Source organism: Uliginosibacterium paludis, from assembly GCF_039631355.1.
Classification (GTDB): Bacteria; Pseudomonadota; Gammaproteobacteria; order Burkholderiales; family Rhodocyclaceae; genus Uliginosibacterium; species Uliginosibacterium paludis.
Genome location: NZ_JBDIVF010000002.1, coordinates 786,830 through 799,846 on the forward strand (window position 1 = coordinate 786,830; position 13,017 = coordinate 799,846).

16 protein-coding genes are annotated in these 13,017 nt (G+C 66.0%); 5 read left to right on the top strand and 11 right to left on the bottom strand.

Annotation, left to right across the window (positions count from 1 at the left end):
- Nucleotides 1-7: 7 nt before the first annotated feature.
- From ABDB87_RS08680 to ABDB87_RS08700, 5 genes are all read left to right on the top strand, one after another.
- Nucleotides 8-331, top strand: a complete 324-nt coding sequence (locus tag ABDB87_RS08680) for a DUF134 domain-containing protein (protein ID WP_345925995.1) — start codon at nucleotides 8-10, stop codon at nucleotides 329-331.
- Nucleotides 328-816: a NifB/NifX family molybdenum-iron cluster-binding protein gene (locus ABDB87_RS08685; RefSeq protein WP_345925997.1), complete on the top strand. Its 489-nt coding sequence runs from the start codon at nucleotides 328-330 to the stop codon at nucleotides 814-816. The genes ABDB87_RS08680 and ABDB87_RS08685 overlap by 4 nt, the downstream gene beginning before the upstream one ends.
- Nucleotides 817-913: 97 nt before the next feature.
- Complete coding sequence (locus tag ABDB87_RS08690; RefSeq protein ID WP_345925999.1) at nucleotides 914-1,456, top strand: DUF2799 domain-containing protein; 543 nt, start codon at nucleotides 914-916, stop codon at nucleotides 1,454-1,456.
- Between the two features lie 11 nt (nucleotides 1,457-1,467).
- On the top strand, nucleotides 1,468-1,680 hold the full coding sequence (locus ABDB87_RS08695; RefSeq protein ID WP_345926000.1) for a KTSC domain-containing protein: 213 nt from the start codon (nucleotides 1,468-1,470) through the stop codon (nucleotides 1,678-1,680).
- Nucleotides 1,681-1,958: 278 nt separating this feature from the next.
- The gene (locus tag ABDB87_RS08700; protein WP_345926001.1) at nucleotides 1,959-2,717 is read left to right on the top strand and encodes a hypothetical protein; all 759 of its coding nucleotides are present in this window, start codon (nucleotides 1,959-1,961) and stop codon (nucleotides 2,715-2,717) included.
- Between the two features lie 73 nt (nucleotides 2,718-2,790).
- On the opposite strand, the gene ABDB87_RS08705 is transcribed toward ABDB87_RS08700, so the two are convergent.
- The 11 genes from ABDB87_RS08705 to ABDB87_RS08755 all read right to left on the bottom strand — a co-directional run bounded on the left by ABDB87_RS08705 (nucleotide 2,791) and on the right by ABDB87_RS08755 (nucleotide 12,989).
- On the bottom strand, nucleotides 2,791-3,765 hold the full coding sequence (locus ABDB87_RS08705) for an MBL fold metallo-hydrolase (RefSeq protein WP_345926003.1): 975 nt from the start codon (nucleotides 3,763-3,765) through the stop codon (nucleotides 2,791-2,793).
- A gap of 174 nt (nucleotides 3,766-3,939) precedes the next feature.
- Nucleotides 3,940-4,602, bottom strand: a complete 663-nt coding sequence (locus ABDB87_RS08710; protein ID WP_345926005.1) for a NapC/NirT family cytochrome c — start codon at nucleotides 4,600-4,602, stop codon at nucleotides 3,940-3,942.
- Between the two features lie 54 nt (nucleotides 4,603-4,656).
- Entirely contained in the window at nucleotides 4,657-5,109 is a 453-nt protein-coding gene (locus ABDB87_RS08715) for a nitrate reductase cytochrome c-type subunit (protein ID WP_345926007.1), read from the bottom strand.
- The gene (gene napH, locus ABDB87_RS08720; protein WP_345926009.1) at nucleotides 5,106-5,963 is read right to left on the bottom strand and encodes a quinol dehydrogenase ferredoxin subunit NapH; all 858 of its coding nucleotides are present in this window, start codon (nucleotides 5,961-5,963) and stop codon (nucleotides 5,106-5,108) included. The genes ABDB87_RS08715 and napH overlap by 4 nt, the downstream gene beginning before the upstream one ends.
- Nucleotides 5,960-6,805 carry a ferredoxin-type protein NapG gene (locus tag ABDB87_RS08725; protein ID WP_345926011.1) on the bottom strand — a complete coding sequence of 282 codons (846 nt, stop codon included), beginning with the start codon at nucleotides 6,803-6,805 and terminating at the stop codon, nucleotides 5,960-5,962. The genes napH and ABDB87_RS08725 overlap by 4 nt, the downstream gene beginning before the upstream one ends.
- Before the next feature lie 66 nt (nucleotides 6,806-6,871).
- The gene (napA, locus tag ABDB87_RS08730; protein WP_345926013.1) at nucleotides 6,872-9,412 is read right to left on the bottom strand and encodes a nitrate reductase catalytic subunit NapA; all 2,541 of its coding nucleotides are present in this window, start codon (nucleotides 9,410-9,412) and stop codon (nucleotides 6,872-6,874) included.
- Nucleotides 9,409-9,711 carry a chaperone NapD gene (locus ABDB87_RS08735; RefSeq protein ID WP_345926015.1) on the bottom strand — a complete coding sequence of 101 codons (303 nt, stop codon included), beginning with the start codon at nucleotides 9,709-9,711 and terminating at the stop codon, nucleotides 9,409-9,411. Before ABDB87_RS08735 ends, napA begins: the two co-directional genes overlap by 4 nt.
- Nucleotides 9,712-9,924: 213 nt before the next feature.
- On the bottom strand, nucleotides 9,925-10,473 hold the full coding sequence (locus tag ABDB87_RS08740) for a 2'-5' RNA ligase family protein (RefSeq protein WP_345926017.1): 549 nt from the start codon (nucleotides 10,471-10,473) through the stop codon (nucleotides 9,925-9,927).
- Nucleotides 10,470-11,270 (bottom strand): inositol monophosphatase family protein, encoded by an 801-nt coding sequence (locus tag ABDB87_RS08745; RefSeq protein ID WP_345926019.1) that lies wholly within the window; start codon nucleotides 11,268-11,270, stop codon nucleotides 10,470-10,472. The genes ABDB87_RS08740 and ABDB87_RS08745 overlap by 4 nt, the downstream gene beginning before the upstream one ends.
- Nucleotide 11,271: 1 nt before the next feature.
- A complete protein-coding gene (locus tag ABDB87_RS08750; protein ID WP_345926021.1) occupies nucleotides 11,272-12,087 on the bottom strand; it encodes an ABC transporter permease in 816 nt (271 codons plus the stop codon).
- Nucleotides 12,084-12,989 (bottom strand): ABC transporter permease, encoded by a 906-nt coding sequence (locus tag ABDB87_RS08755; protein WP_345926023.1) that lies wholly within the window; start codon nucleotides 12,987-12,989, stop codon nucleotides 12,084-12,086. The genes ABDB87_RS08750 and ABDB87_RS08755 overlap by 4 nt, the downstream gene beginning before the upstream one ends.
- Nucleotides 12,990-13,017 lie beyond the last annotated feature (28 nt).

Below are 13,017 nucleotides of genomic sequence, written 5' to 3' on the forward strand. Positions count from 1 at the left end.
AGCCCGCGTGGTACGCCCGACCAAGCAGCGCTGCGTGAGCTGCGATCCCGTTTCAGATTATTTCAAGCCGCGCGGCGTGCCCATGAAACTGCTCGATGAGGTACGTCTGGACCTCGACGAGCTGGAAGCCCTGCGCCTGGCCGATCTCGAAGGTTTGTACCAGGCCGATGTGGCGCTGCGCATGGGCGTCTCCCGGCAGACCGTCGGCAACATCCTTGAGCGGGCCCACCGCAAGGTGGCCGATGCGCTGCTCAACGGAAAGGCGCTGGCCATCGGCCCGCGCGTGGCCGCTCCCGATTCCGATCATTCCGACAGCAAGGATTCCGCATGAAACTCTGCATTCCCGTTGCCAGCGCCGAAGGCCTGGATGCGCCGCTGCACCCCGATTTCGGTGCCGCCCGCCACCTCCTCATCGTGGAAGGCGAGAGCCTTCACGCCGTGGATCGCGAACACCCCGAGCTCATCAGCGAAGCCATCGTGAGCGGCATCGACGGCATTCTGTGCAGCGAAATCCATCCGCGCCTGCTCTACGAACTCCAGCACAGCGGTGTCCAGGTCTATGGCTGCGAAGCGGAAAGCGCGCGCGAGGCGCTCGCGCAGTTCCGCGCGGGCGAGCTAGAGGCCGCACCGCCCTTCGACCCGCGTGGCGAAGCCGGCGCGCATGCTTGCGGCGGGCACGAGCATGGCGACCACGAATGCTGTGGCGGCAAGGGGCATGACGATCCGGATCACGAGTGCTGCGGAGGCAAGGGCCATGGGCAGGGAGGCGGTGGCTGCGGTGGTCATGGCCACGGCGGCTGTGGCTGCGCGCACTGAGCCCTGACGGGCGGCGCTGCCGGGGCTGATACATAAACATGTCATCCCCGTCAGGATTCCGGCGTTACACTTTGATGGATCGTCCGGGAGCCCTGCCGTGTCAGCCTTTTCCGCCTTGCCAGCCGTGATGTGCCTGCTTTGCCTCGGCGCTTGCGCGTCGCTCAGCGAGTCCGAGTGCCAGCGCGGCGACTGGGAGCAGATCGGCTTTCGTGATGGCCAGAACGGGCGTCCGATGGCCCGCTTCGATGAACACCGCGAAGCCTGCACGCCCTACGGCGTGGCACCGGCCGAGCTGCCTTACCGCGCCGGTCGCGACCGCGGCCTCAATTTCTACTGCACGCCGGCCAATGCGCTGGCGGTGGGGCGACGCGGCGAAAACTACGCCGGCGTCTGTCCGGTCTGGGCCGAGCGTTCCTTCCTGCCGGCTTATGAAGTGGGGCGTGACATCTATGTGGCACGCCAGCGGGTCGAGCGCCTCGAGCAGGACCGGCGCATGATCGAGATGCGCCTGGCCGCCGCGCGCACGCGCGACGAAGCCCGCTACTGGAGCGGCCAGATGGCGCGTACCGAGATCGAACGGGATTTCGCGCGCATGGACATGCTGCTGCGCGAGTCCCGCGCGGGCTCTGTCCGTTACTGAGAGGAAGACACATGGCCATCGAACGCAAGCCGATCAATCGGGGCGGCATCAAGTCGGCAGGCTACGACCGCAACGCCCGCATCCTGGAGATCGAATTCTCCGGTGGCCGGATCATCCAGCACACCAGTGTCGGCGAGGAGATCGCGCTGCGCTTTCTCGCCAGCAGCTCGCCCATGGGCTACTACCAGGACAAGATCGAGGAAGAGTATCCGACCCGTCGCTGAGCAGGGCTCCGCGCGGTTCTGAGGCTGCGGCGCGGCCAGGTCTCGCCGGCCTCGTCGGAGCCGGCCGGTGGCATGTGCTGCGCCCGTCTCCGTGCCCTGTACGCCGTCTTCCTGTGGCCCTGAAGCAAACCGTGACAATCACCGTCTTGGCTTCGCGGCACGGCCTGCCAATAATGGTCTTTTCCCCGGCGCGGGCCTCACGCTGCCTCTGCCGGATTCATCTGGATGTCATGAAGCCGCGGCCGCGGAGGCGGCGGTTTCATCGGGAGGAGACAAGCATGAAGAAAATCACCGTGAGCCTGATGGCTGCTGCAATGATGACATCGGCATTGGCGATGGCGGCGCCGGCATGGGCCGCTGACAACGTCGGCAAAACGCTTTCAGTGGTGGCCGGACAAGCCCCGAAGCAGATTCGCGGCAGCATCAGGGGTGAGGGGCTTGCGGATTACATCGTGCATGCCCGCGCGGGGCAGACCCTCGATGTGAGCATGACCAGCTCGAATGGTGCCAACTACTTCAATCTGCTGCCCCCCGGCTCTGACGAGGCGCTGGCGAATGGCTCGATGCTGGGCAACAAGTGGTCCGGCGCACTGCCGGCGGACGGTGACTATCGCGTCCGCGTCTATCTGATGCGCAGCGCCGCACGCCGCAACGAGGCTGCCCGCTTCACGCTCACCCTTTCGCTTCATGATGGCGCACGCCCAGACGCAGCCTTGCGCCATGACGCCAAGGTGGCGGGCACGCCCTATCACGCAACCGGTCGGGTGCCCTGTTCGGTGGGCCCGGATCCGAAGGGGTCGGCGCAATGTTCCTTCGGCGTGATCCGCAAGGGCAGCGGCCGTGCCGAAGTGCATCTCGCCTCGCCAGGCCAGGAGTTGCAGGGCGATGGCATCGTGCTGGAGTTCGACGGCAGCCGGGTTTCCAGCGCCAGCGCGAAGCAGCGCGTTTTCGGTCGGCATCATGGCGACGAGTGGGAAATCAACGTCAATGATTTCTACTTCTTCAACCTGCCTGACGCCCTCATCAATGGCGGCTGAGCAGCTGTCCTGCGCATGAAAACAAGGCCGGCATCAGCCGGCTTTTTTTTCATGACGTCAGAATACGCGGCCTTCACTTCTTCGACGGCAGCGGCGCGTACTCCACCGGCACCCAGCTGAAACCGTTTTCTTCCTTGCGCACATGACCGAAGCCGGGGAAAGGCAGATGGGCACCGCCGATCCAGAGCTGATCGCGTGCGGCTTCGACGAACAGGCGCTGACGGGTCTCGATGGCTTTGGCGGCATCGACGTCGAACTCGATCGAAATGTCCGGGCGCACGAACTGGCTCGCATGGTTGTGCACGATGTCGCCCCACAGCAGCAGACGCTCCTTGCCTGCCTTGACGAGATAGGCGGTGTGCCCGGGCGTATGGCCGAACGCGGCAACCGAACTCACGCCGCCGAACAGCGTTCCGCCAGGCGTAAAGGTCTTGAAGCGGCCGCTGGCGACGTAGGGCGCTACCGATTCCTGCGCCATCCTGAACAAACCCTGGGCGCTCTTCGGCGCCGTGGCCATGGCGTTTTCGTCCAGCCAGAAATCCGCATCCTGCTTTGACGCAAACACATCCGCCTTCGGGAAGACTGCCTTGCCATCCGCGCTGCGCAGGCCGCAGGCATGGTCGGCATGAAGATGGGTCAGCAGCACGGCGTCGACCTGGCCGGGCTCGTAACCGGCAGCCTTGAGGTTGCCGAGCAGGCGCCCCATGCCGGGCCCGAAGCAGGCGGCCGCACCGCTGTCGACGAGGATCAGCTTGTCGCCGGTATTGATCACGAAGGCGTTGACGGCGGTCTGCACGCCGGGCGTCGTCGTCTGGAACATGCGCGCGATCAGTTTCTGGACGTCTTTGGCGCTCGCTCCCTTGAGCAGGCCGGGTTCGAGTTCGATGAAGCCGTCATAAATGGCGGTGACCTCCGTCTTGCCGATCAGCATGCGGTAATAGCCTGGCGCCTGTTGCCGATGCAGGGGCGCGGCCGCCTGCGCAAGCGGCAGGCCGAGCAGGCTCAGCATCAGCAGGAAGCGGGGCAGGAAGGCGGTCGATCGGGTCATGATGCAGTCCTTTGCAGCGGGCGAGAGGCAACCTTAACGCTCGCGGCGCGGTCCTCCGGATTCCTTCCTTGAAGGGCAGGCCGCAGCGGCCGCTGCGGCTTCCCGACGGCGCAAAAGCAAAGGCCCCTTGCGGGGCCGATGCTTCCTGTCTGAAGCGCCTGGCAGGGCGAGCGCTCAGGGTTTGCCGTCCGGCCTCGCCGGCAGGGGCGGATGCACCACTTCCTGCGGCACGCTCTCGCGCTCGGCGCCGACATGCTGATCGATCGGTGGCAGGTTGTGGGCAATGCCCTTGTGGCAGTCGATGCAGGTCATGCCTTCGGCGAAGCCCTTCTGGTGCATCGCGGCGCCGCGCCGGTTCTGCTCGGCGTAATCCATGAAGTCGTAGTTGTGGCAGTTGCGGCACTCCTGCGAGTTGTTCGCCTTCATCCGCTTCCATTCGTTCTGGGCCAGGCGGATGCGCTCGGTCTCGAACTTCTCGCGGGTGTCGATGCTGCCGGTGATCTTGCCCCAGACTTCCTTCGACGCCTGGATCTTGCGGATCACCTTGGGGACCCATTCCTTGGGCACATGGCAGTCGGGGCAGGTGGCGCGCACGCCGGTGCGGTTGGAATGGTGAATGGTGTTGCGGTACTCCTGGTACACGTTGGCTTCCATCTCGTGGCAGCCGATGCAGAAGGCTTCACGGTTGGTCCATTCCATCGCGGTATTGAAGCCGCCCCAGAAGATGATGCCGGCGGCAAACGCGATCAGCAGGCCGCCGATGCCGATGAACCACTTCCTGCGGAGCAGCCCGCAGAGGCGGGCCTTGAGGCCGGTGGCCGGGGTGTTGTCAGTCATGTTCCTGTCCTCGACTTTGCGTGGCGTTGTGCTCTGTATCGGGTGCGCGCAGGCTCAGCGGAAACCGGCGGCGGGCTGGAACCTGTTCTCGACCAGTGGCTTGGCATCGGTCTGCGGCACATGGCACTGGGTGCAGAAGTAGCGGCGAGGCGAGATGTTGGAGAGCTCGGTGCCGGAGTAGGTCTTGAAGTGGGTGATGCTGACCTTGGTTGCGCCGGTGTCTCTGGTGCGGTTCCAGGCGTGGCAGTCGAGGCACTTGTTGAAATTCTTCGTGATGTTGTAGCCCTTGATCGTGTGCGGAATCAGCGGCGGCTGCTGCACGAAGTCACGCGGCATGGGCCCCTGGTCGCGTTCGTTGCGGAAGTTGTCGGAGGGGGCTTCCGGCCCGCTGATGTCTACGCCGCGCAGGGTCTGGACTTTCACCGGTTCCGCGGGCGCGGCGGCTTTCTGGGCGAGGGCAGGGGCGGCCAGCAGGCAGGCCATGAGGATGGTCATCAGTGTTTTCATTTTTCGCTCCTGTTGAACCGGCTGCCGAGCCGGAAGACGTCCTTGCTGCAAACATCGATGCAGCGCCCGCATCGGGTACAGGCGCTGGCAAGGATCAGTGGATGGCGCTGGCCGACGGCCTTGAGCGCAGGGCGGATCACCTGGGGTTCCGGGCAAACCGTGAAGCAGTCCATGCAGTCGTCGCAGTCGCGCCGGGCATGGGCCGAAATGCGCAGCAGGCCGGGCCGGTCGAGCAGCGCGTAGCAGGCGCCGACCGGGCAGAGGTGGCTGCACCACCCCCTGCCTGCCATGGCAAAGTCATAAACGAAGAGGCCGCCCACGATCAGCCAGGCTGAGCCGGCGCCGAAGATCAGCCCGCGCTGCAGCATGGAGACCGGATTGACCCACTCCCACACCTGCAGACCGGTCAGCGCGGTGGCGATCAGCACGGCGCCCAGCAGCCAGTAGCGCGTGGCGGGATGCGGGCTCCGGCCGCCCTTGAGGCCCAGACGGCGACGCAGCCAGGCTGCGGCGTCCGTCACGGCATTCATCGGGCAGACCCAGGCGCAGAACAGGCGGCCACCGGCGAGCAGGTAGAAGGCGGTGACAATGAGCACGCCGGTGACTGCCGCTGCAGCGGGCCGGTGGCCGCTGGCCAGCATTTGCAGGAAGGCGAAGGGATCGGTCAGCGGCAGCAGGTCGAGCGTGAGACTGGAGGCGAGGTTGCCCTTGCTGATCCAGAGGCCGAAGAGCGGGCCGCTGAGGAAGGCCGCCAGGATGGCCAGCTGGGACGCGCGGCGCAGCAGCAGCCAGCGGTGCGCGCGCAGCCAGCCCCTGGTGGCAATCGCTTCGGCAGCGGGGTGGCGGGCACTCATGGCTGACTCCCGCCTGCGGCTGGCTCAGCCATGCCGCGGATCGGCAGCTTGAGCTGCTCGCCGATCAGCGAGCCTCCGGCCTTGTCCTTTTCTTCCCAGCCGCGCCGGTAATGCGAGGCCGCAGCGCCTCGTGCGATCGATGCCGGCAGAACCTTGATCGCCGCTTCCGGCAGGATGCAGCTTTTCTCGCATTTGCCGCAGCCGGTGCAGGCGTCGGCATGCACGGTCGGAATCAGCATCGCGTGGCGCGAGGGTGCGAAGGCCTGTGGCGCGCCGTCCTGTCCGGGCTGCAGCGAGCCGGTCGGGCGGACGTTTTCCTCGCGCGGATTGCGCCGCATTTCGAGCGTGATTGCCTTGTCGATGACCGGACAGACCCGATAGCACACGTCACAGCGCATGCCGAGAAAGTTGAGGCAGTTCTCCTGATCGATCAGCACGGCCACGCCCATGCGCGCTGCGCGGATGTCGGTCAGCGCCGGGTCGAGCGCACCGGTGGGGCAGGCCTTCACGCAGGGGAGGTCTTCGCACATCTCGCAGGGCACTTCGCGCGCGGCAAACCAGGGCGTGCCGGGTACGACATTGTCATTCGTCGTGGCGAGCTTCAGGGTGTCATACGGACAGTCACGGACGCACAGCCCGCAGCGGATGCAGGCGCCGAGAAAGGCCGGCTCATCGAGCGCGCCCGGGGGCCGGATGACCTGCGCCGCCCGCGCAGCAGACTGCTTCGCGACCAGCGAGGCGCCGGTGGCGAAGAGGCAGGCCGCACCCGCTGCGCCGGCCATGTCCTTGAGGAAACGGCGGCGCGGCGCGGGGCTGGCGGAGGGCGGGGTCGAGGCGCTCATGGCGGTTTGGTCCGGCGGAGTCGTGACGCAGCCTGGCAGGGCGCACAGGCCGCATCACGAACCGGATCAGGCGCGGGTGACCTTGACGGCGCACTTCTTGAAGTCGGTCTCCTTCGAGATCGGGCAGGTCGCATCCAGCGTGAGCTTGTTGACCAGCCGCCCTTCGTCGAAGAAGGGCACGAAGATCAGGCCTTTCGGTGGCTTGTTGCGACCGTGGGTCTCGATGCGGGCGGTGATCTCGCCGCGCCGGGAGGCGACCTTGACCAGCATGCCGCGCTGGAGCTTGCGCTGGGTGGCGTCATCCGGATGCATGAAGACCACCGCCTCCGGCACCGCCTTGTGCAGCTCGGGTACGCGGCGCGTCATGCTGCCGGTATGCCAGTGCTCCAGTACGCGGCCGGTGCAGAGCCAGAGATCGAAGTCCTTGTCCGGCATTTCGGGCGGATCCTGGTAGGGCAGCGCGAAGATCACGGCGCGGCCATCCTTGTGGCCGTAGAACTTCACGCCTTCGCCGGCCTTCACATAGGGGTCGTAACCTTCGCGGAAGCGCCACAGCGTCTCCTTGCCATCCACCACCGGCCAGCGCAGGCCGCGCGCCTTGTGATAGGCATCGAAGCTCGCCAGGTCATGGCCGTGCCCGCGGCCGAAGCTCGCGTATTCCTCGAACAGCCCCTTCTGCAGGTAGTAGCCGAGCTGCTTCGACTCGTCGTTCATGTAGCCCTTGATCGCGTGGCTGTTGGCCTTGTCGACGTCCGCGAGCGGGAACCTGTTCACCACCTTGTTGGCATAGAGCACGTCGTAGAGCGTCTTGCCCTTGTACTCCGGCTTCTTCGCGATCAGCTCGGCCGGCCAGACTTCCTCGACCTTGAAGCGCTTCGAGAATTCGATGTACTGCCACAGATCGCTCCTGGCCTGACCCGGCGCGCTGACCTGCTGGCGCCAGAACTGGGTGCGGCGCTCCGCATTGCCGAAGGCGCCTTCCTTCTCGGTCCACATCGCGCTGGGCAGGATCAGGTCGGCCGCCAGGGCCGACACGGTGGGATAGACGTCCGACACCACCACGAAGGCCTTGGGATTGCGCCAGCCGGGATAGACCTCGCCGTTGATGTTCGGCCCGGCCTGCATGTTGTTGGTAGTGGAGGTCCAGTAGCAGGCGACCTTGCCATCCTTCAGCGCGCGGCTCTGAGCCACGGCATGCAGACCGACCTTGTCACCGATGGTGCCTTCGGGCAGTTGCCAGATTTCCTCGGCATGCTTGCGATGCTCGGGGTTGGTCACGACCATGTCGGCCGGCAGGCGGTGGGCGAAGGTACCCACCTCGCGCGCAGTGCCGCAGGCGCTGGGCTGACCGGTCAGCGAGAAGGGGCTGTTGCCCGGCTCGGAGATCTTTCCGGTGAGCAGGTGAACGTTGTAGATCATGTTGTTCACCCAGGTGCCGCGGGTATGCTGATTGAATCCCATGGTCCAGAATGAGACGATTTTCTTCTTCGGGTCGGCATACAGCTCGGCGAGCTTTTTCAGGCGCTCGGCCGGCACGCGGGAGAGCTTGCTGACTTTCTCCAGCGTGTATTCGGAGACGAACTTCGCAAACTCCTCGAAGCTGATCGGCTCGGCCTTGCCGCTGTCACCCTTGGGTTTGCCGTCCGCGCCGGGGTAGCCGTTGCTGCTGGCCTTCGCTTCCAGCGGATGATCGGGGCGCAGGCCGAAGCCGATGTCGCCCTCGCCCTTCTTGAAGTTCACATGCTTCTTCACGAAATCCTGATTCACCCGCTTCGTCTGGATGATGTGGTTGCAGATGTAATTCAGGATCGCGAGATCGGTGTTCGGCACGAAGACCATGCCGTTGTCGGCCAGATCGAAACTGCGGTGCTCGAAGGTGGAGAGCACATGCACCTGGCATTCACTGTGGGAGAGCCGGCGATCGGTCACGCGGCTCCACAGGATCGGGTGCATTTCCGCCATGTTGGAGCCCCAGAGCACGAAGGCGTCGGTCTGCTCGATGTCGTCATAACAGCCCATCGGCTCGTCGATGCCGAAGGTGCGCATGAAGCCGGTCACGGCCGAGGCCATGCAGTGGCGCGCATTCGGGTCGAGGTTGTTGGAGCGGAAGCCGGCTTTCCAGAGCTTCGCAGCGGCGTAGCCTTCGAAGATGGTCCACTGGCCCGAGCCGAACATCGCGATCGAGCCGGGGCCGGTTTCCTTCAGCGCGGCTTTCCACTTCTCGGCCATGATGTCGAAGGCCGCATCCCAGCTGATCGGGGTGAATTCGCCTTCCTTGTCGAACTTGCCGTTCTTCATGCGCAGCAGCGGCTGGGTGAGGCGGTCTGCGCCGTACATGATCTTTGACAGGAAGTAGCCCTTGATGCAGTTCAGGCCGCGATTGACCGGCGCGTCCGGGTCCCCCTGGGTGGCCACCACCCGGCCGTTCTGCACGCCCACCAGCACCGAGCAGCCGGTGCCGCAGAAGCGGCAGGGCGCCTTGTCCCAGCGCACTTCGCCGGGCGCGCTGGCGGCCGTGGCGGCATGCACCAGCGAACTGCCGGTGGCCGTGGCGGCTGCGGCGGCAAGCGCCTGGCTCTTGATGAAATCGCGACGCGACATGCTCATGATCGGTTCTCCTCCTGTTTTGCGCGTGACTTGGCGAAGGCATCGTTGATCTCTGCCAGCGTTGCGTCCTCATCGGTGTATTCGTAGGCCAGCGTGGTGCCGAGTACCCGTGGTGTGATCGACACCGCCAGGATCGAGTCGGAGACGGCATAGCCTTCGCCGTCTTCCACCATCACGACGAGCCGGCCGCCGTCAGGTGCCACGCCGTGCAGGCTCACGCCCGGAATGCGGGCGAGGTCGGCGGCAACGAGATCGGCCTCTTCGGGGCGGATACGTGCGAGCAGGCTGGCAATCTTCATGGCATCTCTCGTGGTGATGGCGGTTCATCAGGCTAGTTCGTGCTCCGGATGGGTGCATGTGATATGCCCGAGCGGAGAGGCACGCTTGTGGTGCGCCACGACCCTATGAGATTTGTTTGACCGCGCTGACGCCTTGATTCGAGTCAAGAAGCCGGCCAGGGTGGCGGGATCTGCGGGTAAACGTTGAGGCCGAGCTGCAGGCGGCGTCGCCGCTCAGCGCAGCGGCAGGATCTCGAGCAGTCGCCAGTCGGCGATGGGGACGTCCTTCGAGGAATGGACGAGCGCGAGACGGTCCAGGCGCAGCGGACCGAGTGCGTTGAGCACCGGATGATGCGGCGCCGCAAGGGTGGTGCGTGGCACGGCCTCGCGCGGCTCGCCATAGGCCAGGCTCAGATGGGGAAAGGGCGAGAGCCCGTGGCGCGTGCCGCTGAGCCCGGCGCACGCCGCCTGCAGTGCGTCGAATGCGGCATCCGGGGCGAGTTCCAGATAGAGCGAGCGGAAGAAGTGGGGTGAGCTGGCAAGCGCCTGCCGGGCCAGCGTGAGCGCCGGCTGCTCGCGGGCGAGTGCCTGGGCGAGTGCCTGGGCGAGTGCGCGGCCCTGCGACTCGTCGAGCGCGAGGTCGCCCTGCAGCGTGACGTGCGCGGTGAAGGGCGGGGTCAGGAAGCGGGGCGAGAGCGCCGCAATGCAGGCATCCAGCACGGCGGCCTGGGCGACTGCGGGCAGCAGCCAGATCGAGAGGTGGGCGGCTGGCGTCGTGCTCATGCGGCGGTGATGCCGGAAAAGGTGGTGACGAGGAAGTCACGCAGGGCCGGCGTGCAGGCCAGCACCGGATTGCCTTCGACGAGCGCCTCGCCGTGCAGGAAGGGTGCGCTCCAGCCACCGGCTTCGCGAATGAGGCACAGGCCGGCCAGCACATCCCATGAATTGATGTGCGGCTCCCAGTAGCCGTCGAGGCGGCCATCGGCCACCAGTGCGAGGCTCAGCGCGCCGCTGCCGATCCGGGCGTATTCGCAGCGGGCGTCCAGCAGCGCGCGCACGGCCCCGGCATGCAGGCCCACCGGCCGCCGCCGGCTGTAGCCCAGGCCGATGCGCGCGTCTTCCGGCAGGCGGGCGGAAGACACCCGGATCGGCCGGCCGTTGCAGTGAGCCCCCAGACCCAGCCGGGCGGTGTAGAGCTCGTCGGCTACCGGATTGAAGATCAGGCCGAAGCGGATTTCACCGGCCTGCACCAGGGCGACCGAAATGCACCACAGCGGCAGACCGCGTGCATAGTTGATGGTGCCGTCGATGGGGTCAATCACCCATATGGCATCGTCATCCGTGCGGCCGGCGTGGGTGCCGCCTTCCTCGCCGAGGATTGCGTCATCCGGAAACGCCGTGCGGATGCCTGCCACCAGCAGCGCTTCGACCGCATGGTCGACCGGCGTCACGAAATCCTGGAGGCCCTTGCGACCGACCTGCAGGCCGCTGCTGCGGAAGTGGCCGAGGGCCAGCTGGCCCGCCTCGCGAACAAGCCGGGCAGCAAGCTCGAAGCGGCTGGAAAACGGATCGCTGCGCATCTCAGGTTCCCACGCGTGCCAGCACATCCGAACGCAGGAAGCGTTCGACGATGAACATGAACAGGATCGAGGGCAGCAGCAGGATCAGCGCGGTGATCGAGGCGATCTGGTAGTTGCCCTCCATGGCGGCCGAATACAGTTGCAGCGGCAGTGTGACGATGTTGGGCGAGCCGACGAAGAAGCTGCCGGAGAACTCGTCCATCGAGATCAGGAAGACGAAGATTGCGCTGGCGATGATGCCGGGGCTGGCCTGCGGCAGCGTGATGCGGAAGAAGGCTGCGAGCGGCGAGGCGCCCAGATTGCGCGCCGCCTCCACCTGATCGGACGCGATGGCGGCGAACGCGGCCGAGCTGATCCACACCGAGAACACCAGCCCCTGCAGCGTGTGCACCAGCACCACGCCGGTGATCGTGCCGTTGAGCCCGAGGCTGTAGAAAATGCGGGCCATGTTCAGATGCACCGCAATGGCCGGGAAGGCCTGGGGCAGCAGGAAAACCAGCAGAAAGACGCTGCGCAGCGGCAGGCTGCGGCGCGACAGTGCATAGCCGGCGGGGATCGCCAGCAGGGTGCTGAGGCTCACCGTCAGCAGCGCGATCAGGATGCTTTTCGACAGCGCCAGCATCGCGCCGGCTTCCGGCCGGAAGACCCGTCCCCAATAGCTGAAGCCCCAGTGCAGCGGCAGTTTTGACGGGAAGTACCAGGCTTCGGCCACGCTCCACAGAAGCAGGTTCAGCAGCGGGCCGAAGATCGCGATCGCCAGCAGCAGGATCAGCAGGCTGCGCAGCGCGCTGCCACCGAAGGAGAGGAGCCTGTTCATGTGCCGCTCCGGTCACGCAGGCCCTGGCGCAGATAGACCCAGGCCGCAGCACCGCACATCAGCCAGGAGATGAAGCCCAGCGCGTTGGCCACGCCGTAGTCGGCGTAGGAGGCGACCCGCCAGGCCATATCCACGGTGATCAGGGTCGGGCTGCCGGCGTTGATCATCATCGGCACCGACAGCACCGAGAGGATGGCGACGAAGGAGAGGATCAGCCCCACCAGCAGCGTCGGCATCACTTGCGGCAGCACGATGCCGCCCAGCACGCGCAGGCGGCTCGCACCCAGGTTGCGGCCGGCTTCGATCATCGAGCGGTCCAGCGAGGCCATTGCGCCGGCGAGCAGCAGCGTGGCAAACGGCAACTGCTTCCAGACGAAGGTGAAGACCATGCCGCGCCAGTCGAGAAAGCTCATCGCCTGCAGGGGCTCGAGCAGGCCGCTGGCCATCAGCGCGTTGTTCATCAGGCCATTCTTGGCGAGGAAGGTGCGCATCATCTGGCCGGCGACCACCACCGGGATGAACATCGGCCAGCGATACAGCCAGCGCAGCACGGCGACCGCGCGGCGGTTCTCGCCCAGGGTGAGATAGCCGGCGATCATGACGGCGAAGAGTGCGATCAGCAGCGTGGAGAGCACGACCACGCCGAGCGTCAGCAGAATGTCACTGGAATACAGCGTCCAGGCACGGGAAAAATTCGCGAGGCTCCAGCCGCCCGCCTTCTCGTCGCGGAAGGCATGCAGCAGCGACAGGCACAGCGGATAGACGAAGAGGGCGGCCACTGCTGTCAGGGCCGGAACGAGCAGGAGCAGCAGGCCCGCGCCGCGGGGCAGGCGTGGCCGGGCAGGAGGCTGCGCGGCAGCAGGGGCTTCAAGCGTGAGGGTGTGCATCGGCAAGACCATCATGAGAACCGTCCGCGCCGGGCGCGGACGG